This is a genomic window from Weissella sp. ESL1177, assembly GCF_058107185.1.
Genome location: NZ_CM176591.1, coordinates 700227 through 722345, shown reverse-complemented (window position 1 = coordinate 722345; position 22119 = coordinate 700227). Strand labels below are relative to the sequence as shown.

Annotated in this window: 36 protein-coding genes; all 36 read left to right on the top strand. The window is 35.9% G+C overall.

The genetic code is table 11. The features are described 5' to 3' along the window. Positions 1 to 37: 37 nt before the first annotated feature. The 36 genes from AC3B5D_RS03500 to AC3B5D_RS03325 all read left to right on the top strand — a co-directional run bounded on the left by AC3B5D_RS03500 (position 38) and on the right by AC3B5D_RS03325 (position 22103). Positions 38 to 259 carry a hypothetical protein gene (locus tag AC3B5D_RS03500; RefSeq protein WP_489839480.1) on the top strand — a complete coding sequence of 74 codons (222 nt, stop codon included), beginning with the start codon at positions 38 to 40 and terminating at the stop codon, positions 257 to 259. Between the two features lie 39 nt (positions 260 to 298). Next, a complete protein-coding gene (locus tag AC3B5D_RS03495; protein ID WP_489839481.1) occupies positions 299 to 1051 on the top strand; it encodes a phage antirepressor KilAC domain-containing protein in 753 nt (250 codons plus the stop codon). A gap of 2 nt (positions 1052 to 1053) precedes the next feature. Next, positions 1054 to 1359: a hypothetical protein gene (locus AC3B5D_RS03490; protein WP_489839482.1), complete on the top strand. Its 306-nt coding sequence runs from the start codon at positions 1054 to 1056 to the stop codon at positions 1357 to 1359. 15 nt (positions 1360 to 1374) lie between these two features. Beyond that, positions 1375 to 1584, top strand: coding sequence for a hypothetical protein (locus AC3B5D_RS03485; RefSeq protein WP_489839483.1), 210 nt, complete (start codon positions 1375 to 1377; stop codon positions 1582 to 1584). A 31-nt stretch (positions 1585 to 1615) separates the two neighbouring features. Next, positions 1616 to 1789 (top strand): hypothetical protein, encoded by a 174-nt coding sequence (locus AC3B5D_RS03480; RefSeq protein WP_489839484.1) that lies wholly within the window; start codon positions 1616 to 1618, stop codon positions 1787 to 1789. A gap of 47 nt (positions 1790 to 1836) precedes the next feature. Further along, complete coding sequence (locus AC3B5D_RS03475) at positions 1837 to 2019, top strand: hypothetical protein (protein ID WP_489839485.1); 183 nt, start codon at positions 1837 to 1839, stop codon at positions 2017 to 2019. Between the two features lie 2 nt (positions 2020 to 2021). After that, positions 2022 to 2951, top strand: a complete 930-nt coding sequence (locus tag AC3B5D_RS03470; protein WP_489839486.1) for a recombinase RecT — start codon at positions 2022 to 2024, stop codon at positions 2949 to 2951. A gap of 10 nt (positions 2952 to 2961) precedes the next feature. Then, entirely contained in the window at positions 2962 to 3624 is a 663-nt protein-coding gene (locus AC3B5D_RS03465; RefSeq protein WP_489839487.1) for a hypothetical protein, read from the top strand. A 20-nt stretch (positions 3625 to 3644) separates the two neighbouring features. Next, positions 3645 to 3968, top strand: a complete 324-nt coding sequence (locus AC3B5D_RS03460) for a helix-turn-helix domain-containing protein (protein WP_489839488.1) — start codon at positions 3645 to 3647, stop codon at positions 3966 to 3968. 235 nt (positions 3969 to 4203) lie between these two features. Further along, positions 4204 to 4740, top strand: coding sequence for a hypothetical protein (locus AC3B5D_RS03455; RefSeq protein ID WP_489839489.1), 537 nt, complete (start codon positions 4204 to 4206; stop codon positions 4738 to 4740). After that, positions 4740 to 5186 carry a dTDP-glucose pyrophosphorylase gene (locus AC3B5D_RS03450; protein ID WP_489839490.1) on the top strand — a complete coding sequence of 149 codons (447 nt, stop codon included), beginning with the start codon at positions 4740 to 4742 and terminating at the stop codon, positions 5184 to 5186. Before AC3B5D_RS03455 ends, AC3B5D_RS03450 begins: the two co-directional genes overlap by 1 nt. After that, positions 5179 to 5592: a YopX family protein gene (locus AC3B5D_RS03445; RefSeq protein ID WP_489839491.1), complete on the top strand. Its 414-nt coding sequence runs from the start codon at positions 5179 to 5181 to the stop codon at positions 5590 to 5592. Before AC3B5D_RS03450 ends, AC3B5D_RS03445 begins: the two co-directional genes overlap by 8 nt. A gap of 97 nt (positions 5593 to 5689) precedes the next feature. Next, positions 5690 to 6007, top strand: a complete 318-nt coding sequence (locus tag AC3B5D_RS03440; RefSeq protein WP_489839492.1) for a hypothetical protein — start codon at positions 5690 to 5692, stop codon at positions 6005 to 6007. A 91-nt stretch (positions 6008 to 6098) separates the two neighbouring features. Next, on the top strand, positions 6099 to 6755 hold the full coding sequence (locus tag AC3B5D_RS03435; protein ID WP_489839493.1) for a hypothetical protein: 657 nt from the start codon (positions 6099 to 6101) through the stop codon (positions 6753 to 6755). Further along, positions 6752 to 7015, top strand: a complete 264-nt coding sequence (locus AC3B5D_RS03430) for a hypothetical protein (protein ID WP_489839494.1) — start codon at positions 6752 to 6754, stop codon at positions 7013 to 7015. The genes AC3B5D_RS03435 and AC3B5D_RS03430 overlap by 4 nt, the downstream gene beginning before the upstream one ends. 151 nt (positions 7016 to 7166) lie before the next feature. Continuing rightward, positions 7167 to 7376, top strand: a complete 210-nt coding sequence (locus AC3B5D_RS03425) for a hypothetical protein (protein ID WP_489839495.1) — start codon at positions 7167 to 7169, stop codon at positions 7374 to 7376. A 2-nt stretch (positions 7377 to 7378) separates the two neighbouring features. After that, a complete protein-coding gene (locus AC3B5D_RS03420) occupies positions 7379 to 7702 on the top strand; it encodes a hypothetical protein (RefSeq protein WP_489839496.1) in 324 nt (107 codons plus the stop codon). A 2-nt stretch (positions 7703 to 7704) separates the two neighbouring features. Next, entirely contained in the window at positions 7705 to 8040 is a 336-nt protein-coding gene (locus AC3B5D_RS03415) for a hypothetical protein (RefSeq protein WP_489839497.1), read from the top strand. A 244-nt stretch (positions 8041 to 8284) separates the two neighbouring features. Continuing rightward, entirely contained in the window at positions 8285 to 10444 is a 2160-nt protein-coding gene (locus AC3B5D_RS03410) for a BspA family leucine-rich repeat surface protein (RefSeq protein ID WP_489839498.1), read from the top strand. Between the two features lie 138 nt (positions 10445 to 10582). Continuing rightward, positions 10583 to 11011: an ArpU family phage packaging/lysis transcriptional regulator gene (locus AC3B5D_RS03405; protein WP_489839499.1), complete on the top strand. Its 429-nt coding sequence runs from the start codon at positions 10583 to 10585 to the stop codon at positions 11009 to 11011. A 360-nt stretch (positions 11012 to 11371) separates the two neighbouring features. Then, positions 11372 to 11881, top strand: a complete 510-nt coding sequence (locus tag AC3B5D_RS03400; RefSeq protein ID WP_489839500.1) for a ClbS/DfsB family four-helix bundle protein — start codon at positions 11372 to 11374, stop codon at positions 11879 to 11881. Positions 11882 to 12210: 329 nt separating this feature from the next. Then, positions 12211 to 12387: a hypothetical protein gene (locus AC3B5D_RS03395; RefSeq protein WP_489839501.1), complete on the top strand. Its 177-nt coding sequence runs from the start codon at positions 12211 to 12213 to the stop codon at positions 12385 to 12387. Positions 12388 to 12503: 116 nt separating this feature from the next. After that, complete coding sequence (locus AC3B5D_RS03390; protein WP_489839502.1) at positions 12504 to 13364, top strand: HNH endonuclease; 861 nt, start codon at positions 12504 to 12506, stop codon at positions 13362 to 13364. Further along, on the top strand, positions 13342 to 14661 hold the full coding sequence (locus AC3B5D_RS03385) for a PBSX family phage terminase large subunit (RefSeq protein WP_489839503.1): 1320 nt from the start codon (positions 13342 to 13344) through the stop codon (positions 14659 to 14661). The genes AC3B5D_RS03390 and AC3B5D_RS03385 overlap by 23 nt, the downstream gene beginning before the upstream one ends. 60 nt (positions 14662 to 14721) lie before the next feature. Next, positions 14722 to 16179 carry a phage portal protein gene (locus tag AC3B5D_RS03380; RefSeq protein WP_489839504.1) on the top strand — a complete coding sequence of 486 codons (1458 nt, stop codon included), beginning with the start codon at positions 14722 to 14724 and terminating at the stop codon, positions 16177 to 16179. Then, positions 16179 to 17381, top strand: a complete 1203-nt coding sequence (locus AC3B5D_RS03375) for a phage minor capsid protein (protein ID WP_489839505.1) — start codon at positions 16179 to 16181, stop codon at positions 17379 to 17381. The genes AC3B5D_RS03380 and AC3B5D_RS03375 overlap by 1 nt, the downstream gene beginning before the upstream one ends. A gap of 113 nt (positions 17382 to 17494) precedes the next feature. Beyond that, positions 17495 to 18112 (top strand): phage scaffolding protein, encoded by a 618-nt coding sequence (locus AC3B5D_RS03370; RefSeq protein WP_489839506.1) that lies wholly within the window; start codon positions 17495 to 17497, stop codon positions 18110 to 18112. Beyond that, a complete protein-coding gene (locus AC3B5D_RS03365) occupies positions 18112 to 18957 on the top strand; it encodes a N4-gp56 family major capsid protein (protein ID WP_489839507.1) in 846 nt (281 codons plus the stop codon). The genes AC3B5D_RS03370 and AC3B5D_RS03365 overlap by 1 nt, the downstream gene beginning before the upstream one ends. Before the next feature lie 14 nt (positions 18958 to 18971). Beyond that, complete coding sequence (locus tag AC3B5D_RS03360) at positions 18972 to 19376, top strand: head-tail connector protein (protein ID WP_489839508.1); 405 nt, start codon at positions 18972 to 18974, stop codon at positions 19374 to 19376. Further along, positions 19366 to 19710 (top strand): putative minor capsid protein, encoded by a 345-nt coding sequence (locus AC3B5D_RS03355; RefSeq protein WP_489839509.1) that lies wholly within the window; start codon positions 19366 to 19368, stop codon positions 19708 to 19710. Before AC3B5D_RS03360 ends, AC3B5D_RS03355 begins: the two co-directional genes overlap by 11 nt. Continuing rightward, positions 19710 to 19931 carry a minor capsid protein gene (locus AC3B5D_RS03350; protein ID WP_489839510.1) on the top strand — a complete coding sequence of 74 codons (222 nt, stop codon included), beginning with the start codon at positions 19710 to 19712 and terminating at the stop codon, positions 19929 to 19931. The genes AC3B5D_RS03355 and AC3B5D_RS03350 overlap by 1 nt, the downstream gene beginning before the upstream one ends. Next, entirely contained in the window at positions 19928 to 20047 is a 120-nt protein-coding gene (locus tag AC3B5D_RS03345; protein ID WP_489839511.1) for a minor capsid protein, read from the top strand. Before AC3B5D_RS03350 ends, AC3B5D_RS03345 begins: the two co-directional genes overlap by 4 nt. Continuing rightward, a complete protein-coding gene (locus AC3B5D_RS03340; protein WP_489878294.1) occupies positions 20040 to 20429 on the top strand; it encodes a phage tail terminator protein in 390 nt (129 codons plus the stop codon). The genes AC3B5D_RS03345 and AC3B5D_RS03340 overlap by 8 nt, the downstream gene beginning before the upstream one ends. Before the next feature lie 15 nt (positions 20430 to 20444). Next, positions 20445 to 20921, top strand: coding sequence for a phage tail tube protein (locus AC3B5D_RS03335; protein ID WP_489839512.1), 477 nt, complete (start codon positions 20445 to 20447; stop codon positions 20919 to 20921). 130 nt (positions 20922 to 21051) lie between these two features. Beyond that, positions 21052 to 21474 (top strand): hypothetical protein, encoded by a 423-nt coding sequence (locus AC3B5D_RS03330; protein WP_489839513.1) that lies wholly within the window; start codon positions 21052 to 21054, stop codon positions 21472 to 21474. Further along, positions 21474 to 22103, top strand: coding sequence for a Gp15 family bacteriophage protein (locus AC3B5D_RS03325; RefSeq protein ID WP_489839514.1), 630 nt, complete (start codon positions 21474 to 21476; stop codon positions 22101 to 22103). Before AC3B5D_RS03330 ends, AC3B5D_RS03325 begins: the two co-directional genes overlap by 1 nt. Positions 22104 to 22119: the final 16 nt, after the last annotated feature.

The window sequence follows — 22119 nt, the reverse complement described above, 5'->3', positions numbered from 1 at the left end:
CAAATTAAATTATATCAATAAAGGAAGAAGGCTATACATGGAAAACAAATATGAAGAAATTTCAATTGATCTAAGTAAACACGATGTTGAAATTATTTCAAAGGCTGGGAACTATGTAGTACTAAAAGTTGACGGCATTGAATTCCCTAGTAATGTGCCAGAAATGCACTCGTTGGAGAGAATCGAATTTATAGCACCGTTTTTAAATGGTGCTGAAGATATGCGTAAAAAAACGCTCCAAGTAATTGTCGGTTACTAGAAGCGAAAGTATATCAATTAAGAAAAGTAGGAAATAACAATGAATAATGAATTAATCAAAGTTCATGAAAATGAACAGGGTGAGCAACTAGTTAGTGCTCGTGAATTATATAAGGGTTTAGGTATTAAAGAAAGATTTAGTCTTTGGTTTGCTCGATATAAAGATATGTATGTTGAGGGAATTGATTTTGAGGGCGTAGGTTTACCTACACCCTATAGAAAAGGCTCAGATAAGGTACAAGTTGTCCAAGACTACAAACTAATGGTTGACATGGCAAAACACATTGCGATGATGACCAAGACAGAAAAAGGTAATCAAATTCGAGATTACTTCATTCAAGTCGAAAAGGAACATCAAGCATTGCTAAACGATCCACGTTACCAAATGGCAATGGGAATGAAGTCAGCTCAAATGTTGCTAAACCACAAGGACGAGATTATTGCAGAAATGAAACCTAAAGCATTGTTTGCTGATGCAGTATCTGCCAGTCAATCGTCAATTCTCATCGGTGAATTGGCAAAGCTGTTGAAACAAAACGGCATAGATATTGGGCAAAATCGTTTGTTTAATTATCTTCGCGAGAAAGGTTACTTGGTCAAGAGACTTGGAACAGATCGTAATATGCCTACACAAAAGAGTATGGAACTTGGCTTGTTCGAGATTAAGGAACACAACCACATTAATTCCAATGGTGTAAACGTAACTACTAAAACGCCAAAGGTAACAGGTAAGGGACAACAATATTTCATCAATAAGTTTCTTGGTAAATCACAAACGGCATTGGAGGTATAGGGATGGTTTTCATAGAAGAGCAGATTGAGGAGATTAAAGAACACTCTCGTAAGCAAGATGAACTAATTGATTACTTGCTTCGAAAGGTCGATAAAGATAACCAAAGTGAGTTATTAAGTGTGGAACAGGCTTATATCAAGTTAACTGGCAACAAACATGTAACACAATCAGCACGTAGCCAGTATATGAATAGCCTAGTAAAAGAAGGGGCAATTCATAAAATTCTGATTAGTGGTCGTCCCAAGTATGACCCAAAGGAATTGGATGAGCTAATTGAAAGTCGTAAAGTCACTGGACGAGTTATTTGAGAGGAAATATAAGAAATGGATGAATTATTATTTTTTTGGAAGTTATTGTTAGCAGCAATTCCACCAGCCGTTGTTTTAACAATGATCATCATGACACTAATTTATTACGGTGGTTCAATCATTCGTTACATTGGTCGATTGACTAAATGGTTAGTCATGATGATATTTGACGAACCAGAGGCAGCACATCGTGTGACAAAAACTTGGCGTTCTCAGCAAAAATAATCAATCAACTAGAAAAGCAAGGTAATGATTAATGATAACGATTGAATTAGCAATTGCACTAAATAATGAACGTGATCATGTGTTTAATAATTACTTATTTGCTCCTGATATGATGACACAAATATTACATATGAGAGCGGAAGTAGAGCATGGAATTAATGCAAAAACGCCTAACCATTTCAATGGTCAGACGTTGGGTAATTAGAGTTGCAATCAAAATTACCCTTCTACATTAACACAAGGAGGCATGATATGCCAAATGATTTAATAGATCCACCAAATGATGATTTACCTTGGGGATACACAATATATGGTGAAGAAATCGAACGAGGTGAACTGGATGTTAGGGAAATTGAACCGGGAAAATATATAAAACCGCACGAATTTGGGCGACTCGTGATTGATAACAGCATCGAGGTTAATACGGAGGAATAAAAATGAATGAAATACAAGCAGTACAAAAACAGTTAAATAAGCCAAAAGTACAAGAAAAATTTAATCAGATCTTGGATAAACAAGGGCCATCATTTGTAGCCGGTTTATCAACATTACTTAACGATAATGAATTATTGGCCAAAGCAGGTACTAATAAAATTGTGACAGCAGCCTTAAAAGCCGCTGCATTGGATTTGAGTCTCTTACCTGATTTAGGTGAAGCCTATGTGATTCCTTATGAGAAAAAGCGCAAAGTGAACGGTAAATGGTCAACGGTAGATGTTGACGCTAATTTACAGCTTGGTTATCGTGGCTTAATTAAACTCGTACAAAACACTGGACGTGTTGGTAAAGTTGCTGGTGTTGAAATTTATGAAGCTAACAAGCCTAAATATAACCGCATCTACGGTGAATTATCGATTGGTAACCCAGAATATGATCCTGATGTTGATGAAGAAAGTGAGGTAGTTGGATATTTAGCTTATTACTATCTTGATGGTAATCGCATTGAAAACTACTGGAGTAAGAAGAAAGTATTGAAGCATGTTGAGAAGTTCTCGCAGTCTTGGGACTCATATAACAAAGAAATCAGACCTAAAAGTGCTTGGGGAACTAATTTCGATGCCATGGCAATTAAAACCGTGATTAAAGATTTACTGAAGTTCGCACCTAAGTCACAACAAGTTGCTGAAGCAATTGCAGAAGATGATCATGTCGATAGACGGGATATAACTCCTGATGAGCAAGTGGTAACTGAAGATAGTAATAATGTCACACCAACTATTAATGTTCCAGAAGAAGCTGTCGAAGAATCACAGTCAGAACCAGACCAACCTAAGCAAGCACCAGCAGTTAAAAAAGCGGAACAATCGGCAGCAGTTGATTTTGAAGATAATGCCGCTGATGATTTTCTAAAAGGTTTGGGTTACTAGGGGGGACAAGATGAAAAAAGTAGATACTGATTTAGTCGAAATTAAAGGCGATGAATTATTTGGTGCAAAAGAATTCTTAGCGCAGCTTCAGGAAATCAAAGCTTTTGACGTTTCAACTAATACTGAATTGGCGCAAGCTAAAAAGCAACGGGCGGTTGTTGCAAAGGTTAAACCATTTATTAAAAAATTGCATAAACAATATCAAGAAGAAAAAGAGGCTGAGTTTAGAGCTAATAATCCTGAATTTGCATTAATTGAAGAACTAACCAACGATTTATTGCAAGATTTTGATGATGAGATTAAACCTTATGTTGCTTCAATTAAGGGTGAACGTTTAGCCCGTATTCAACCAATGATTGATGAAATTTCAGGTAACTATCATTTAGAAACCTATCAAGCACCCAATGAGTATGCCAATGAAGAGTATTGGACGCAAACAAATAATCCTGCTAAAAAGCTGGAAAAGAAAATTGTTGATGATGTTCGCATTCGTGAGTTTGAAAATCGTAAAAAAACAGCTAAAGAAGATATTAAGCAACGTCAGGATGACAAATTAAAAGATACGATTAAAAGCATTATTGATGGCATAGACCGTACAGCACTATATGACGGTAATGACGTGATTAAGTTGTTAATCCCACTTGGTGAATTTATTAAAGAAGAACAACCATAATTTAGAATTGGAGCGATATTATGCCAATCAAGAGAGCTAATCGCAAAAGTAATTTTGCCCAAATTCCAAATGAAACCCTTCAGGATAAGAATTTAACAAACAGCGCTTATAGATTACTGATGTATATGCTTTCAATGGCGGATGGTTGGATATTTCGCAACAGAAAGATTGCTAACGATTTAGGACATAACGAGAGATGGGTAATGAATAATTTAGCAGAGCTTGAAAATGCAGGTTATGTTAAACGAAAACCTATTAGGAACAATCTTGGTCAAATTGTTGAATGGGAACGAATTATCTATGATTTACCACATGTCGCAAAAGAGACACCTGGTAATCATTGATCTAGCAGCATTACCCAGGTGTCGCATTTACTACATGTAGTAAAAGGACACCCTAACAATACTAATTATTTAACAATACTAATTATTAATAATACTAAGTCTGGTCCGCCGTGCATCCGCTATCACAGTATATAGAGAAATAAATACAATTACAGAACAGACAGAAATTAAAAATGTTTAGAAAATCCCAATCATTTGCTGATTATCGTACCAGCAGATTTTATAGAGGTGGACCGTGGTAAATAAAGAAAAAGTGAATCCACAAATATTAAAAGAATGGACGGCTGCAGAGCTTCCAAAAAATAAATATTTTATTGGAGATATTAACAAATATTTGTCTACTCTGAATTTAGCTACAAAAAATGAGCTAGAAGCAAGAAAAATATTAATTCTGGCTATTCGGGCGACTAAATCTGAAGGTGGGCATACAAGTGCATATGTAAAAAATAAAATTGAAAGTTGGGTTGCCAATAATTTAAAAACGGCTGCAGAGGTTGGTCGATATGTAGAAGAATCACAAAAGATGCAGTCTAAGAGGCGTTATGGTCAACCTTTTAAACAAGAAACCAAAATGGTTAAACCCACAAAAGATGATATTCAAAAGAAAAATGAGCGTTTGGCTAAAGAACTTGGCTATGAAAGTGTTGAGGCAATGGCAAAAGGCACTCATGACATATTTGTAAATCTAAGGCGAACACGTTCGGAACGTTTGGCCAATAAAGCAAAGACTGGGTTAACAGCAACTGGTCATCAGGTAGTCAGGAGGTTTTAATGGCAAAGCTAATAATTCCACTAACAGTATTTATTTTGCCAGTGAAAGAAAAAGGCAAAATGCAGTTAGTTAAAATGACCTTAAACAATTGGATTATGATCCATGGTCAGCGAGCAGGTCGCTTTATTGCTAATCAAAACAAACACCGCATTCAAACAAGGATTATGCCATTAGTTGCTCAAGCAATGGTTGACGGATTGAAACCAATTGAAAAACACACTAAATTCAAATTTGATTGGTATTTTCCAGACCGTAGAACAGACTTGGACAACTGGACGTTCACACACAAGTTCATTTTTGACGCGTTTCAGACAAGTTCAGTCCGTGGACAGGTATTTATGCCAAACGATAATTTAAACTTCGTAGTGGCGACATATGACGATTTTAAAGGTGTGGATAAGGACAACCCAAGGGTTGAAATAGATTGGAGTGATGAAAATGGTTAAGTTTAGAGTTTGGAATGAAATGTATCACTGCTATTTCAGTAGTAACTATGGTGGTGAGTATGCCTTGGAAGAGACGGGAAACTTGATTGAAAGTGATGATTACGAACACTTTGATGATGTACCATACGATCAAAAATGTGTTGTTGAACAGTGGACTGGCTTAAAGGATATGAATGACACCAACATTTACGAAGGTGATATTGTCAAAATTTTACGAACAGGTACGAGAAGAAGCATTGGGTTTGATGAAATTATATTTTCAGAAGCACGTTTCTGCTTTAAACACGAAAATATTCGAGACGATTTTCTGCCTTTCTTATCTCATTCAGATATCTATAGCTTGAAGATCATTGGCAATGTTCATGAAAATACCGAGCTGGTGGCAAAGATAGGAGTACCAAACTAATGAAAAATATTGCACCAGTAAAATTAGCAATGCTTCTCATAGTACTAGTAACAATTGTTGGCGTCATTTGCGAAACAATAATTAAGGTGGTGGGCTAATGGGACAAAACAAAGATATCGATGAAACAGCAATCATGAATGATATGAACGTTATTAGCAGTGTAGATGAGCATTTTGCTCAAATGGTGAAATTAAAATCAGGGCAAGATGATATTAATGACAAGGTACAACATGATCTCCAGTCATTAGCTAAGATACAAACTTATGAAGATGAGCTGATCAATAGTCATGATAAAGAGCTGGATCGTATCAGTGAAGATTTGACGTTCACAATGGTTACGCTGTGTATCGTATCCGTGCTACTACTCGTAACAGCTATCTTTCTGATATTTGTAATTAATCGGGTGGGCATATGACAACAACAGTGATTGGCTTATTAATAATTTTATGCATGATACTTGGTGTATTGCTAATACTCATGATTAGAAAATTAGGAGATATGTGGTGATGACAGATAAAGCATATATCGTTGCGAATGAGCAACAAGAGTGTGAAGTGTTACGTGAGTTGGAGGAACAAGGGTATACGTGGAACGATAAAAGTAAGGCAACAAGTTTTATCCATAGTGAAAAAGCATGTGTAACGTTCCTTTATGCAATAACAAGCGATAGATTTATTGGTTGGCTTTCAATAGATGATGCAGTACAAAACAATTACGAAATCGCATTTGACGGACGAAAGGAAGAAAAGATGAGTGATAAATATGTGGTGTCGCAGGAGTTTATGGAAGAGTTGGAGGAGTGGAAAAAACGAGGAAATGCTGAGACATATTTTGTTGGCTCGTGTGATATATCAATGCTACCAGATGATATTAAACGTTGGTGGAACCATCCAGAAATAAACAATTTTGAATGCAACAACCGCCTAATCGCAATCATTCGTTGGGTGAGCGGCGAAGATGTGTTCGAAGTTGAGAAGCCTAAGAAGTGGGTTGTGAGAAGTAAAGAGACTGATAGTAATGGTGCTTATGGGTACGCACATATTTTTGAAAATCTTATTGCTAATAATAGCTACTACAAAGATACAGCCACGCGTTTTGATACCCAAGAAGAAGCACAAGAATGGTGCAACTCACATCAAGAACCGATTGAGGTGAAAGAATGAAACGAGAAATTAATTTAAAACAATGGAGCTTAATTCAAAAAGGATTTGTAGGCATGATAATAATGGATCGTGTTGAAAAAGGCAACTCCGAAGTTAATGAAAAACAACGTCGAAGAATTAATAAGTTAGTGTCAATGAATAATCGTTTGTTTTGGAAAAAAATAAAAGCAATAGGCGGAACAACTAAGATTATTCGTAAACCTAGATGGAGAAGAATCAAAACATTGAAGCATCAAGAAGCTGTTAAGGTTGAAGCATGAAATATGTATTAGTTTGTGAATTTTATAGTTAGTTTTCAGATAAAGTTAATGAATATATAAAAGATGGATACTCATTACGTGGAAAAACTTTTATTTTACATGAGAATAACGCTCATTACTTTTGTCAGGCAATGATTAAGGAGGAATAGTAATGGCAATAGCAGGAATTGAACCAGAATGTGATATGCGTGAATTAGTTGAACATTCAAGAACGTACGCTTATATACCCCATGGTGTTGAACTTTATAGGAACGAACAAGTGCGTGAGATTTTGGTTAAGTTTGCAAATTCTAAAAATGCAATGCGCCGTGATATGACAGCTGAACAAATCGTTGATGAATTTATGGAAAGTGGTGAGTAGTAATGACATTTGATGAAGCGGGTGAAAGCTTAGTAAGTCGTACAGATTTTAAAGAATTAACTATACCGGTTGCTGATGTAGATGAAATTTTAGATGATTTACGTGTAACATATGCACCAATTGTCAAAATGACACGAAAGCAATTTGAACAATTTATTGAGTCTAAAAAGCAAGACGTCTATTTTGCAACGTTTATATTCAATCGTGGGAGAGACGAATTAAGTGAATTTGAAGCTTTTAAAACGCCCCCCGAACATGAAATAGAACTTGAAAAAGGCTTTATGAACGCATGGTTGCACCCAGAATTAATTAAGGTGGTGAATTAATATTGAACAAATTACAAGTAAATAATGTCGTTAAGAGCAATAACAAGTTGTTTGATACTAAGTTGGAACAAAAATTAGATGTGCTGTTACTAGATATGATTATCAATGACGTTAAGGAATTTAACGTACCATATCAAATGTCAATTCCTTACAATTGGAAGGGTTTTGCTAGTTATAGTGATCATCCTCTGATTGATGTTGTAAGTCCTAATTTGGGTGAATACATTGAAGATTATTTGTTAATGTATACGCCAGCTAATATTTTCATCAACAAAGAAAATATGTATTCAGAAGATGGATCAGTTTATTTTGATTTGTTGGTCATACAAGAAGCGTAAGAGGGAGGATAAAAAATAGTTATTTAAATTTAAAATGATTAGGCAGAAATTAGAATTCATCAATACCGCTGATAATATTTAATTGTATGAGACTTATGTCTCTAAAATACACTAAAAATAAATAATTTGGTTTTAGTGTACTTATTTGATAATAATAAGGGCTTTTAGTAATGAAATAATCAAATGATTATACGATAATGTGCTTATTGTGTGAAGAAACTTTAAATATTATTTAGGAGATCATATGCGGAAAAATTTGGTAATGAGTGTATTGACAGTTGTAGCAACATTAATGGTATGTAATCTGGTAGATTCGAATACTACGTATGCAGATGAAACACCACAAAATGAAATAGGTACGCAATTAAATGTTGCAGATGTTCAAACAGGTATGTGGGGTACTTGTCCCTTTCGATATGATCCTAGTACGGGAACTTTGACTTTAGAAGGTGGCAAATTAATAAATGGTATGTGGGGAAATCCGCCAATATCGGTAAATGGTTCCGTAAAACATATAAAAATTATCAACACTGTAAAATTGCCTAAAAATTCTTCATATTTATTTACTTATTTTCCTGACTTAGAAGATATAGATGGTAGTAACAAAATAGACACATCAGGGGTTACAGAGATGCTTAGGTTATTTCAATATAATACTAAATTAACGCATTTAGATGCTAGCAATTGGGATATGTCACATGTTACAGATGCATTAGATATGTTTATGGGTACGAGCAACTTAAAAATCCTAGATGTAAGTGGTTGGAAATTAGAAAGTTTGACAAGTACACAGAGAATGTTTGATGATTCTGGGATTGAAGATTTAAATACTAGTAATTGGGATGTTTCAAATATTACAAATATGGTGGATATGTTTTACGGTACCAGTAATTTAAGACATTTAGATGTCAGTGGCTGGGATACTTCAAATGTTACAGATATGTTGAGAATGTTTGCTAATTCTGGAATTGAAAATTTAGATGCTAGTAATTGGGATACTTCAAATGTCACAAGTACGTATTGCATGTTTGAATTTACAAGTAATTTGCAAAGTTTAAATATTAGTGGTTGGGATATGTCAGGTGTTAATAGCTATAATTTTATATTTTATAAAAGCTCGGTAAAAAAGTTAATCTTAGGTTCTAAATGTAGGCTTAATTTAGTAGACGATTTTCCCTTATTGCCTGATGTACCGAATAATGATAAGTATACAGGAAAATGGGTGTATGCAAAAAATGTGATGGGGAATACAGTGGTCGATGGTGCAACGTATACATCAGATAAATTGTTAAGTGACTTTAATGAGCCCGGAACGTATATCTGGCAGAAAAAAATTAATAATACTCCTGGTTCAGCAGATAGTAGTGCATCAAGTGATGTGAGTTCGTCGAGTACATCAAGTACGTCTTCGTCAGACAGTAGTAGTACATCAAGTGATATGATCTCATCAAGCACGGCTTCATCTGATAGTAGTAGCACATCAAGTAATGATGCATCATCGAGTGATGTTAACAAACCAAACAATTCATCGTCATCAGACAGCAGCAGTTCGTCAAGTAATGATACGTCGTCAAGTAATGTGATCTCATCAAGCACCGCTTCATCTGATAGTAGTAGCACATCAAGTAATGATGCATCATCGAGTGATGTTAACAAACCAAACAATTCATCGTCATCAGACAGCAGCAGTTCGTCAAGTAATGATACGTCGTCAAGTAATGTGATCTCATCAAGCACCGCTTCATCTAATAGTAGTAGTTCATCAAGTAGTGATGCATCGTCTAGTGATGTTAACAAACCAAACAATTCATCGTCATCAGACAGCAGCAGTTCGTCAAGCAATGATACATCGTCAAGTAATGTGATCTCATCAAGCACTGCTTCATCTAATAGTAGTAGTTCATCAAGTAGTGATGCATCGTCTAGTGATGTTAACAAACCAAACAATTCATCATCATCAGACGACAGCAGTTCGTCAAGCAATGATACATCGTCAAGTGACGTAGATAAGCCAAGTAAGTCATCGTCAAATAAAGGTAGTTCATCGGGTAATGGTGTGACGGCAAATGAATCATCATCAAGTAGTAGCTCGACAGAAGATAATGCACCAATAAGTAAGCCGCATAGTGGTTCACATCATGATACAACAAATGGAGATGTTGTGGTTCCTACAGGAACTAATGATGTAAATCATATTAAGCTAAATTCTAGCCAACCAACGTTGTCAGAAAGTCGAAAACGAGTTGGTCCAACAAAGACTGATGCTTCAGTCAGTTTACCAAAAACAGCTGTTAAGCTGGCAGATAATGTTAATGAACATAAAGGTATTTATAGTTTATTAGCTGCTGTCGTAGTATTATTGACAAGTAGCCTAATATTGATCAAATCTAAGCATAAGCATTAAAAATCATTTCAAATAAAAATAACCGCTATACATCAATGAGTGTTGATATATAGCGGTTTTTTAATGTTTTTGAAAACTTTTTAATTGATATAAATGGTATAATATAATTAAATATATAACATAATGGAGGTTGGCCTAATGGGGTTATTAGGATTACTAGGTGATTTTGAAATAAATGAAAAAGCTACAATTAATAACGTGCGCCATTTCTTTGAGCATGATTGGCCAATTATTCAAAACAGAGCACACATTAGCTTTGCAGATGTGAAGTCGCCAGTGATAAGTGGGATGCCAACTGGCAGTATGAACGGTAAGGTCAATGATGATAAATATTCTATTCATGCCCAAGCAACACAATGGGTAGATGATGTAATCAAAGCTTGCCAAGGAATGCCAAACCTATACAGATGCATTCTAGAGTTGCGCTATTTTAAAAATCAGAGCTGGGTAGAGATTGAAACAATAACGGGTTATTCAAGAAAACGCGGTTATGAGTTATTGAATGATGCCCTTTTGAGTTTTGCAGAAGCATTTTCAGACACGTATGATTACCGTGAGTATAAGTAAAAATGTAACATGTAGTACCCAATAAGAGGACACAAAGTACACGTACTATGTCATATAATAGTATTGTGGAATAGTTAGTTAAGTTACGAGTAAAGAATATCTACTGATAAAAACTCCTATAACTATTTTTTGAAAGTTAACTGTTTCACATACATAATATATGGGATAATAGATAATTGTAGAATGGTTGTTTTATTAGTTTACGTACAGTGCAGTTTCTTAATTACAAATTTGGCGTTAGAAAATCATGAAATCATTCTATGGGGCAAGCGTGGGTGGAATAGGTAAAGCAATTGCACTAGTCGTTGTTAGGTGCAAATCCTAACCGCTTGCATACATAAGGCATATAGGGGGAAAATAATGAAAACTTATTCAAGCAAAGAAGAGCTAATTATAGAAATTAAACAACGCTATGAAAAATATATCGCTGAATTTGAAGGCATTCCTGAAAAATTAGCAAATAAAAGAATTGAGGAAACCGATAAAACACCCTCTGAAAACTTATCCTATCAGTTAGGATGGATATCTTTATTATTAGACTGGGAAGAAAAAGAAAATGCAGGGGTTGAAGTTCAAACACCAGCAGAAGGTTATAAGTGGAACAATTTAGGTGAACTTTATCTGTCATTTTATGAAAGTTATGAGGAAAAAACTTTAGTTGAACAAATTCAACAGTTAGATAAAAAAGTGATTGAATTGTGCGATTGGATAGAAACATTAAGTGATAAAGAATTGTTTGAAACTGAACAACGCGAATGGGCGACTACAAAAGCAAAATGGCCTTTGTATAAGTGGATTCACATTAATAGCGTTGCACCATTTACAAATTTTCGAAGTAAAATACGTAAATGGAAGAAGTTTGCTTTATAAAATATGGTTATGCATGAGTGAGTACATCTTGAGTAAAAACTAGAAAATCAAATTCAACAGTTAAAAAATTAGATGATGGGAAAATTTATTAAGAAAAATTTGCTTGGAGAACAACATACCCGGTTTAATAAACCATTAAAATGGGTAGCCTTTTTTATTTTGGAGGTGCAAAAATGATATTTTCGATAGTTGCTCTACTAATAGGTATTGTTTCGCTATCAATAAGTGCGTATTCTATTGGTTATAAACACGGAAAGTTAGACAAGTAATTTCAGGTAGCAATCAAAAGATTGTTGCCTTTTTATTTTGCACTGAAGGAGGGGATTGAAATGAAGACTGGGTTCTTAAATTTATTAACGATTATATTTGTTGGTTGCAAGTTATTCAGCGTAATTGACTGGAGTTGGTGGTTGGTATTCGCGCCAACGATATTAAACGTGCTGCTTGTGCCTGTGTGGATATTAATTGTAGCCGTTACTAAAACATTACAAGATATGAAAAAGTAAATGGCAAACGAATGGTACAGACAAGTAGAAAATCACATTATTGGTTCGATTGACAGAGAAATTAAGAAACAAAAACGTTTAGATGAGCAAAAGAAGAAACGAGGTGGTGATATGTAATGGCAAAAGGAAAATACTTAGAATGGTTATCACTAGAAGGATTAATAAAACTTGAGGGTTGGGCCCGTGATGGCCTAACAGACAAACAAATTGCTAATAATATTGGTATCAGTCGTCCTACATTATATGAATGGAAAAAACGGTATCCCGACATTTCTGACGCCCTAAAAAAAGGAAAAGAAGTTGTTGATCGTCAGGTTGAAAATGCCTTATTAAAAAAAGCCTTAGGTTATACCATTATCGAAACTACGAAAGAACGTATCGCAGATACTGGTCAAAAGCGACGACATGATGGTGCTCAAAAATTAACAGATAAGCAATGGCGAATGTGCCAAAGCTATTTTTCTAATCAGTGTGCTTATTGTGGCAGACAAGTTAAGCTGACTAAAGATCATTTAAAAGCTTTGGATAAAGGTGGACAAATGGATTTATTCAATATTGTGCCAGCATGTGGCAGATGTAATTCGAGTAAACAAGATGAAAATTGGCTGAGTTGGTTTCAAGGACAATCTTTCTATAATGCAGAAAGAGCTAAACATATCAACGATTACATGAACTTTGTCGTTTACCTTGATATTGATGGAAATGAAACATCCCAAGATGAAGACAACAAATTAGTGATTACCAAAGAGGTGACAAAGGAAATAGGACCAGATGTTGGTGCAATTGCTTTATGGCTTAAAAATCGAAAACCAGATAGTTGGCATAAATCTAATCCTGCTGAGGAACAATTGAAACGTTCACAAGCAAAACTTAATGAACAACAACTTGCGCAGTTACAAGGATATGAAGATCTAGATGATAACATTTTGTTAGTAGATGATTTGGGGGTTAATGATGACACAAAAACAAGTGATTAAAACATCTAAATTAGTTAACCCACATTTCAGTAGACTATGGAATACTAAATGTCCCTATATTATTGCAAAAGGTGGCCGTGGTTCTTTCAAATCGTCTGTTATTAGCCTGTGGTTGGTCTTGGCTATGAAAAGACAGACGCAGGCAAAGCATCGGGTAAATATCATTTGTATTCGTGAAAATCAGGCATACTTACGCGATTCAGTTTATGAACAGGTGCTGTGGGCAATTGATATGCTTAAATTAACTTCCGAGTATCGCAATTATAAGTCACCGTTAAAGATTGAACATATTAAGACAGGCTCAGCGTTTTATTTTTATGGTGCTGATGATCCACAAAAATTAAAATCAAATAAGGTTCAACATGTAATTGGTGTGTGGTATGAAGAAGCAGCTAACGTAAAATCAGCAGAAGTTTTTGACCAAGCTAATCCAACGTTTATTCGTAACAAGTCACCTTATGTCAATGATGTAAAGGTGTTTTATTCATATAATCCACCCAAAAACCCTTATGATTGGATTAATGAGTGGGTTGAAAACAAGAAGACTGATGAGCAATATTTGATTGATCATTCAACTTATTTAGATGATGAATTAGGCTTTACAACTAAGCAAACCATGTTATTGATTAATAGCTATAAAGAAAATGATTATGACTATTATCGTTATTTGTATTTAGGTGAAGCAATTGGGCTAGGGACAAATGTTTACAACATGGATATGTTTCATCCACTTGATGTAATTCCCAATGATGACCCAATTACTCAAGTAGCCTATACAGTTGATGCTGGTCATGCTAATTCAGCCACAACAGCTTTATGTATTGGTGTAACAGCCAAAAAGAAAGCTATTTTATTAGACACTTATTACTACTCGCCAGCTGGTCAAACAATTAAATTAGCACCTAGCGATTTATCAATTAAAATACATGATTTTATTGCTAATCAAACGAAACAATCATGGGGAAGATTACCAGTTGTTAAGCGTACGATTGATAGCGCAGAAGCTGCATTGAAAAATCAATACTTCAAGGATTGGCAAATATCTTGGCATCCAGTAGCAAAAAAGAAGAACACAACTATGATTGATAGCGTCTACTCATTGTTAGCGAGTGGACGTTTTTATTATCTTGATAATCAGGCCAATCAAGTATTCATTGAGCAACATCGTAATTATCGATGGGATGAAAAGACAGTTGAAACTGACGACCCGAAAGTTATCAAAGTTGATGATCACACGGTTGATGCGTTCAAATATTTTGTATTAGACAATGCACGACTACTTGAATTAAAGGTTTAGGAGCGTGATATGAAACTGATAGATAGATTTAAGAATTTTTTGAAACGAGGAGGCGCTAAAATGGGCGTTAGTACAACGTTAAATAAAATTACAGACCACCCAAGAATAGGCGTATCTGATAGTGAATACCAACGCATTAATGAAGATTTAAAGTTCTTTCAGGGAAAGTTTCCAAACGTGAAGTTCATTAATACGTACGGTGAACGGAAGACACGACCATATACAGCATTAAACATGGCACAAGTACTTTGTCGCCGAATGGCATCTTTATTAGTTAATGAACAAATGACATTTAGTGTTGCTAACAATGAATTAGCTGATAAATATGTGCATGAAGTGTTTGATAATAATGATTTTATTAAAAACTTTGAGCGCTATTTGGAATCTGGTTTAGCACTAGGTGGGTTAGCAATGCGACCTTATGTAGATGGTGACAACATCAAGATTGCCTATGTGCAAGCGCCTGTATTTTATCCGCTACAATCAAATGCCAACGATATTTCAGAAGCAGCCATTGCGACTAAAACAACGACAACAGAAGGACAGCGTACTATTTATTGGACGTTGTTAGAGTTCCATTCATGGGACGGTGACAAGTATGTTATTGACAATGAGTTATATCGCTCAGAAGATGCTGGCACAGTTGGCGTTCGACAATCATTAGATGCTAATGAAATCTATGCTGATTTAACTGAACACGCAGAGTTGAATAACTTTAAACGCCCTTTATTTGTTTATTTAAAGCCATTTGGCTTTAATAACCGTGATATTACTTCACCATTAGGACTATCAATCTTTGATAATGCACGGCCAACGTTGACACAAATTAATGATGCGTATGATCAATATCATTGGGAAATTAAAATGGGGCAACGACGTGTGATGATTCCGTCATTTATGACGCAAATGATTAATGAAAACGGTAATTATACTCGTTTCTTTGATACTGACCAGAACGTTTACACTGGTGTAAATGTTAGTGACGAGGACGCTAAGATTACGGATTTGTCCACGGATATTCGTGCGGATGCATATATTCAATCAATTAATCAATTCTTAAAGACCCTTGAAATGCAAGTTGGTTTGTCAGCTGGCACGTTTTCATTTGACGCTAAAGATGGGTTAAAAACAGCGACCGAAGTTGTATCAGAAAACTCGATGACCTATCAAACTCGTAATTCACATTTGAACAATGTTGAGCGTGCTTTACAAGAATTGGTGGTAACAATTTTAGAGTTAGCAGCGGCAGAAGGCTTTTACTCAGGTGATATTCCAGATATTGGTGATGTACAGTTTAACTTTGATGATGGGGTATTCACTGATAAGAATGTTCAGCTCACTTACTACACACAAGCTTTAACAGCTGGTTTAATTTCAAAGAAGCGCGCTATTATGAAAGTATTTGATGTGCCAGAAGATGAAGCAGATTTAATCTTACAAGAAATTGGTGATGAATCTGAACCTGCTCCAAGTGCGTTTGACCAATCAATGTACAGTAATTCAACTGGTGATGAATAATGGCTAAAGTGAATGATGACCAAATGTTGTTAGGCGCGTCTGTTGTTGGAGATATATACAGTAACATGGCACAGGAATTGTTTATTCGCATGATTAAACGAATTAAAAAGCGTGGTGTTGCTGATTTAAAAGATAATCCCTATCTGTGGCAACTTGAAAAGCTTAACGACATGCACATGCTGAATGAAGAAAATATCAAATATGTTTCAGAACAAACGGGTGTTGCAAGAAAACTACTCGATGAAATTATCCAAAATGAAGGTTTAAAAGTATATCAGAATACGGCTGAACAATTAGCTAATGATTTAAACCTAGCCATACCCGCATACAATAGTGTACAAGAGACGTTAGCAGTTTATGCTACTCAAACCTTTTTAGACATTGACAACTTAGTTAATCAAACGTTATTAACGACTAATTTAGGCAATAATTCAACCATGCGAGTATATAAAAGCATTATTGAACAATCAGTTGCAGAAGTCACAACGGGGCTTAAATCGCCTGATAAGGCTTTATCTGATACAGTCATGAAATGGATTAATAAAGGCATTCCGTCTGGTTTCGTTGATAAAGGTGGTCATACGTGGTCCATTGAACGTTATGCAGATACAGTCATGCAGTCAACAACCTATCGTGTATATAACGAGATGCGCACTAGTGCATCTGAACAGATGGGTGTTGATACATTCTTAATGAGGTCACACGCTGCTTCTCGTCCTGCTTGTGCACCAATTCAAGGACATATTGTAACGAAGAGAGAGACAGGCTTTGAATCACACGAAAGCGATATTGGATATGTTGAATCATTATATGATCATGGCTGGGGCGAACCTGGTGGTACGTTAGGAATAAACTGTCATCACACACTCACACCGTTTGTTATTGGTGTGAATAGTCTACCTGACATTGATATACCTAATCCTAGTAAAGCAATTGCTAATGGTAAAAAACAAGCTAGTCAACGTTCATATGAGCGTGGCATTCGTGATGCGAAGTATAAGCTAGAAGCTGCTAAACAATTAGGCGATGATGATCTTACGAAACATTACAAAACGGTATTATCTAATAGGCGATTAGGATTAAGAAATTTAATTGATGATAATGATTTCTTACATCGTGACTATTCGAGAGAGCGTATTTATAAAAATCAAAAGCTAATTGACACTTACAAAATGCAATTTGCACACAAAAACAAGCACTGACATTAATTTGTTGGTGCTTTTATTCTGACCCGAATATGTCATTAAACTGTTCTTTTTTAATGCAAAAATCTGTGCGAGGGCTGACTCGCTAATCAACAGCTAAGGAGAAAAGCATGAAAACTGAAACGCTTAAAGGCTTTGGCCTAGATGACGAACAAATCAAGCAAGTAATGGCTGAACATGGTAATGACTTGAATGCCCTGAAGCAAGAGAGAGATGCAGCGGAACAAGAACGTGATTCATATAAATCACAATTTGATGATATCAATACACAACTTGCTGATGCGCAAAAAGGTGCAAAAAAAGGTAGTGAATATCAAGACCAGTTGAAAGAATTACAAGCTAAGTTTGATGAATCTAAGGCCAATGCTGAACAGCAACTGCAAGAGACTAAGAAGAGTTATGAAATCTCAAACGCATTAAGAGAAGCAGGCGCTAAGAATGAGAAAGCTGTCATGGCATTAATTGACACTGACTCAATTACTTTTAACAACAAAGGTAAATTAACTGGTTTGTCTGATCAACTTGATTCAGTAAAGAAAGATAACGACTTCTTATTTGTTGCAGAGAACGACGACAGTAAGACGCCAACTATTACACCAACTGGTAATCCTAATCCAACAGGTGAGCCACAAGTCAAAGCATTGGCTGATTACTCATATCAAGAGTTATCTGCTTTAAAGGCTGATAACCCTACACAATACCAAGAATTAGTAGGAGGAAGTAACTAATGGTTGTTACACAAATGGAGAACATGATTGACCCCGAGGTTATGGGGGCAATGATTCAAGCACAATTGCCAAAGGCGATTAAGTTTAGTGGTATTGCTCAAATTGATACTGCATTACAAGGACGTCCAGGTGATGAAATTACTGTGCCATCATACAAGTACATTGGAGATGCTGAAGACGTTGCCGAAGGCGCTGCTATTGATTACAAGCAACTAGAAACATCAACACGTAAGATTGGCATTAAAAAGGCTGGTCTAGGGGTCCAATTGACTGATGAAGCTGTTTTGTCAGGTTATGGTGACCCAGTTGGTGAGGCACAACGTCAAATTCGTATGGCCATTGCTTCAAAGATTGATAATGACATTTTAGCGACTGCACAACAGGCAACCCTAACAGTTAATGCAAAGATTGATTTGGATTTGATTGACCAGATTGAAGCAACATTTGTTGAAGCACCAGATGCAATTGAAACGCAAACCACTGATCAAACTGGTGTGTTGTTCTTGTCATATAAGGATGCTGCTAAGCTACGTAAGTTAGCGGCTAATGACTGGACACGCACCTCACAAATGGGTGACAACATTCTAGTGACTGGTTCATTTGGTGAGTTATTTGGTTGGGAGATTGTGCGTTCACAAAAGATTGCAGACGGACAATTCATTGCTGTTAAGCCTGGTGCTTTGAAGATTTATATGAAGCGTGACCTATTAGCTGAGTCAGCACGAGATATTGATCATAAGCAAACTAAGTTTAATGCTGACCAACATTATGGTGTGGCAATTGACAACGATGCATTGATTGTGCGTTCGGCAGATGCATCACAAACATCAGCTCCTAAAGCTTAATGAGAGGTGACTAGATGGCGTATTTAACTTATAACGAATATCTGGCTTTGAAATTAACAGAAGTTTCAGAAGATGAGTTTGAAAAAGTCTTAATGCGTGCATCAATGGCGGTTAACGCAGCAACTAATTTTAAATTCATTAAAGATGAAACGGCGTTAAATGATTATCCAGAGTGGTATCAACGACAATTCAAGTTAGCAGAGGCTATGCAAGTTGAATATATCGCTAAAAGTGGTATTGAAACAGCGGCAGACGCCAGAGAACAAGGCAATATAACCAGTTCATCTATTGGATCGACTAGTATCAATATGAACGGTAGTAATCGCTCAAATGATACAAGCCTGTATATGTCGCCTGATGTGATGAGTATTTTAGGTGCATTAGGTCTGTTGTATTCGGGGGTGAGTTATGTACGTTAATAAACGTTTATTAGTTCACCGTGTCCAAGTAGCAAAACCTACTAATAATAAAGATTTATATGGTCAGCAACAGCAATATGAGTGGCAAGAATTAGCCCCTGTACGTTTTGAAGAGAGTTTAACCAAAACAGGCAGTAACAATCAGAAAGAACAACAAAAAGGGGCTAAGTTATTTGTTTATCCAGCTTATCTGACAAACAAAATTATGTTTGATGATAGTTGGTTAGGTGGGGTGGTTAAGTTTGATGGTATAGATCATGAAATCATTGCAGTGAAACGATTTGATTATCCGTTTGCTGATAAACCATTCAGTTATGAAATTGAGGTGCGCTAATGGCTGATACGCAAATTCATTTAGATGTTGGCAAAGTTGATAAGCTACTTAGCCCAATGAATAAACAACGTGTCAAATTGGCATTAGCTAATCAAATCGCAATTGATATGGATAAGTACGTGCCCCTTGATAAAGGAAAATTGCGTGCTAATCGAACCGTTACAGTTCATTTGGGCAGGTATATGCTAGAGCACAGTATTACGGTACAAACGGTATTGTGAGTTTTAAAAATTATACAACACCAGACACTGGTCCTAAATGGGATGAAAAAGCTAAGGATAACAATATGGACAAGTGGATTGATACCTATAAGAAAGAGGTAACGAAATATCAATAAGAATGATTTTTTAGAACAGCTGGCAAATTATTTAAATAACAATTTGAACTTGCCACTGCCTGTGCAACTTTCTTTTTTGACTGACAAGCCAAGCATTGCATTGTTCCCTGTACCAGGTGGTAGAACAACTGCTGAGTATTTTGATGGTACTAAAGAAATGGATTTTGCTTGGCAATTAATGGTACAAGAAGAATCACCACAAGATACTGCAGCAATTATGTGGGCTATCTATGGAGCACTATCTAATGAAGATTTAGTTATCAAAAGCACTGATGATTCATTTGAATTTAATTACATGACCCCTAATCAACCTGAATTAGAGGGTGAAAAGAATAATATGACGGTCTGGTCTTTATCAGGAACCGCCAACTTAACAATTTAGAGAGGATTTTAAAACATGGCAAAAACAAAATTTCAATTAAACTTTGAAAATCACTTAGAAATTGACGTGGCTGGTAATACGTCACTCGATGATATCAGCAAGGCTAATTGGGCAGCTTTATCAGAAGGAATTCAAACAATTACACCATCTTCATCAGAAACGGCTGATACGACTCCTTATTATAGTGGCGAGGGATTTTCTGATCATGATGTTACTGGTAAGGCGGTACAATTTGCAGTTGCTGGACACCGTCTATTAGGCGACCCTGCACAAGATTACGTTGCTGATCACTTTACTGACGTTGGTGACTCATTGCGTACATTGGCACGCTGGACTAATCCAGAAGGCAAACAACTCGTATTCGTTGCTACCTTGACAGCAATCGTACCATTTGGTGGTGCTGCGAACGTTAAGCAAACATTTAGTTTCACGTTAGCTATGAACGGTAAGCCACAGAAAGTTGCTGCTAACACCACACCGAGTAACCCCTAAAGCAGGTAATGTAACAGTTGCTACACAACCGGCTGGAAACGAATAGATAAGTAGTAAGCGACAACGGCTTTAAACGTTCGAACAGGGTGAAAAGCCTGATTTTTTTGTTGAATTAAAAAGGAGAATATTCATGGCAATTGATATCACACCACTAGTTATTAAATCACAGGAATTTGTAATTGGTAAGAAAACTTACACCGTACGTTATACACCAGAACTTGATGACCAATTTTCAGATGTGATTCTTAAAACAGAAGATCTACTGAATGAAATCAAAAATGCTGATTATAGTAACAATATACCACTAGATGAGCAACGCAAGATTGTTAAGGATGGCTATGCTGAAGTTGCCAAGATTTCAAAAGAATATCTAGCTGCTGCACTTGGTGAGAAGGCTGCTGATGAAGTTGTTCGTTATGCTGATAATCGCACAGTAACGCTTGCTAAAATTGCACGTACGATTTATGAAGCTGGTCAAGATGATGAAGATCTACGCAAAAAGTATGGATCTAATCGAAATGAACGTCGTAGAAAGGGTAATGGTAATCACTAATGTTTTCATTCACTAAACAGCCTGAACAAACGGTTAAACTAAACGGACGTGTCTATCATGTTAATTTAGCTTTTAATCGAGTGATTGCAGCGTTTGGTGTGTTAGATAACGACAATTTAAGTGATTACGAAAAAATTAATAAGTGTTTTAATCTTTTCAATGTTGCAATTCAAACAAATGATATTGCTATTAAAGCGAGCGTAGTAACAAACCTATTTGATTACATTAACGAACGACCATATGGCAATTTTGATGATGAAGAAAATGAATCATCTCAACTAGTAGACGATAGTCATGAAATTATTGCTGATTATGATTTTGAACAAGATGCAGCCGCCATTTATGCTTCATTCATGGCTTATTACGGTATCGATCTAAATGAACAAATAGACGTTATGCATTGGGATGTATTTAAGGCGTTATTTGATAACTTGGGTGAAAAGATGCCAATTAGTCGTATTCGACAAATCAGAAATGATGATCCAAGTAACTACAAAGATGACGCTAAACAAGCTGGTCAAATAGCCGAAGCACAAATGTTTTATCAACTGGATAAAAATAAACATGCTGATTCATTTGGAAATGGTGCTAGCTCAATCTTTGATAGTCTAATGGGAATGACAGGTTAAAGGAAAGGAGGAAAAT

Excerpts from the sequence above, each read along its gene's own strand:
- AC3B5D_RS03500 (WP_489839480.1), top strand. The coding sequence starts at position 38 with ATGGAAAACAAATATGAAGAAATTTCAATTGATCTAAGTAAACACGAT.
- AC3B5D_RS03495 (WP_489839481.1), top strand. The coding sequence starts at position 299 with ATGAATAATGAATTAATCAAAGTTCATGAAAATGAACAGGGTGAGCAA.
- AC3B5D_RS03490 (WP_489839482.1), top strand. The coding sequence starts at position 1,054 with ATGGTTTTCATAGAAGAGCAGATTGAGGAGATTAAAGAACACTCTCGT.
- AC3B5D_RS03485 (WP_489839483.1), top strand. The coding sequence starts at position 1,375 with ATGGATGAATTATTATTTTTTTGGAAGTTATTGTTAGCAGCAATTCCA.
- AC3B5D_RS03480 (WP_489839484.1), top strand. The coding sequence starts at position 1,616 with ATGATAACGATTGAATTAGCAATTGCACTAAATAATGAACGTGATCAT.
- AC3B5D_RS03475 (WP_489839485.1), top strand. The coding sequence starts at position 1,837 with ATGCCAAATGATTTAATAGATCCACCAAATGATGATTTACCTTGGGGA.
- AC3B5D_RS03470 (WP_489839486.1), top strand. The coding sequence starts at position 2,022 with ATGAATGAAATACAAGCAGTACAAAAACAGTTAAATAAGCCAAAAGTA.
- AC3B5D_RS03465 (WP_489839487.1), top strand. The coding sequence starts at position 2,962 with ATGAAAAAAGTAGATACTGATTTAGTCGAAATTAAAGGCGATGAATTA.
- AC3B5D_RS03460 (WP_489839488.1), top strand. The coding sequence starts at position 3,645 with ATGCCAATCAAGAGAGCTAATCGCAAAAGTAATTTTGCCCAAATTCCA.
- AC3B5D_RS03450 (WP_489839490.1), top strand. The coding sequence starts at position 4,740 with ATGGCAAAGCTAATAATTCCACTAACAGTATTTATTTTGCCAGTGAAA.
- AC3B5D_RS03445 (WP_489839491.1), top strand. The coding sequence starts at position 5,179 with ATGGTTAAGTTTAGAGTTTGGAATGAAATGTATCACTGCTATTTCAGT.
- AC3B5D_RS03440 (WP_489839492.1), top strand. The coding sequence starts at position 5,690 with ATGGGACAAAACAAAGATATCGATGAAACAGCAATCATGAATGATATG.
- AC3B5D_RS03435 (WP_489839493.1), top strand. The coding sequence starts at position 6,099 with ATGACAGATAAAGCATATATCGTTGCGAATGAGCAACAAGAGTGTGAA.
- AC3B5D_RS03430 (WP_489839494.1), top strand. The coding sequence starts at position 6,752 with ATGAAACGAGAAATTAATTTAAAACAATGGAGCTTAATTCAAAAAGGA.
- AC3B5D_RS03425 (WP_489839495.1), top strand. The coding sequence starts at position 7,167 with ATGGCAATAGCAGGAATTGAACCAGAATGTGATATGCGTGAATTAGTT.
- AC3B5D_RS03420 (WP_489839496.1), top strand. The coding sequence starts at position 7,379 with ATGACATTTGATGAAGCGGGTGAAAGCTTAGTAAGTCGTACAGATTTT.
- AC3B5D_RS03410 (WP_489839498.1), top strand. The coding sequence starts at position 8,285 with ATGCGGAAAAATTTGGTAATGAGTGTATTGACAGTTGTAGCAACATTA.
- AC3B5D_RS03405 (WP_489839499.1), top strand. The coding sequence starts at position 10,583 with ATGGGGTTATTAGGATTACTAGGTGATTTTGAAATAAATGAAAAAGCT.
- AC3B5D_RS03400 (WP_489839500.1), top strand. The coding sequence starts at position 11,372 with ATGAAAACTTATTCAAGCAAAGAAGAGCTAATTATAGAAATTAAACAA.
- AC3B5D_RS03395 (WP_489839501.1), top strand. The coding sequence starts at position 12,211 with ATGAAGACTGGGTTCTTAAATTTATTAACGATTATATTTGTTGGTTGC.
- AC3B5D_RS03390 (WP_489839502.1), top strand. The coding sequence starts at position 12,504 with ATGGCAAAAGGAAAATACTTAGAATGGTTATCACTAGAAGGATTAATA.
- AC3B5D_RS03385 (WP_489839503.1), top strand. The coding sequence starts at position 13,342 with ATGACACAAAAACAAGTGATTAAAACATCTAAATTAGTTAACCCACAT.
- AC3B5D_RS03380 (WP_489839504.1), top strand. The coding sequence starts at position 14,722 with ATGGGCGTTAGTACAACGTTAAATAAAATTACAGACCACCCAAGAATA.
- AC3B5D_RS03375 (WP_489839505.1), top strand. The coding sequence starts at position 16,179 with ATGGCTAAAGTGAATGATGACCAAATGTTGTTAGGCGCGTCTGTTGTT.
- AC3B5D_RS03370 (WP_489839506.1), top strand. The coding sequence starts at position 17,495 with ATGAAAACTGAAACGCTTAAAGGCTTTGGCCTAGATGACGAACAAATC.
- AC3B5D_RS03365 (WP_489839507.1), top strand. The coding sequence starts at position 18,112 with ATGGTTGTTACACAAATGGAGAACATGATTGACCCCGAGGTTATGGGG.
- AC3B5D_RS03360 (WP_489839508.1), top strand. The coding sequence starts at position 18,972 with ATGGCGTATTTAACTTATAACGAATATCTGGCTTTGAAATTAACAGAA.
- AC3B5D_RS03355 (WP_489839509.1), top strand. The coding sequence starts at position 19,366 with ATGTACGTTAATAAACGTTTATTAGTTCACCGTGTCCAAGTAGCAAAA.
- AC3B5D_RS03350 (WP_489839510.1), top strand. The coding sequence starts at position 19,710 with ATGGCTGATACGCAAATTCATTTAGATGTTGGCAAAGTTGATAAGCTA.
- AC3B5D_RS03335 (WP_489839512.1), top strand. The coding sequence starts at position 20,445 with ATGGCAAAAACAAAATTTCAATTAAACTTTGAAAATCACTTAGAAATT.
- AC3B5D_RS03330 (WP_489839513.1), top strand. The coding sequence starts at position 21,052 with ATGGCAATTGATATCACACCACTAGTTATTAAATCACAGGAATTTGTA.
- AC3B5D_RS03325 (WP_489839514.1), top strand. The coding sequence starts at position 21,474 with ATGTTTTCATTCACTAAACAGCCTGAACAAACGGTTAAACTAAACGGA.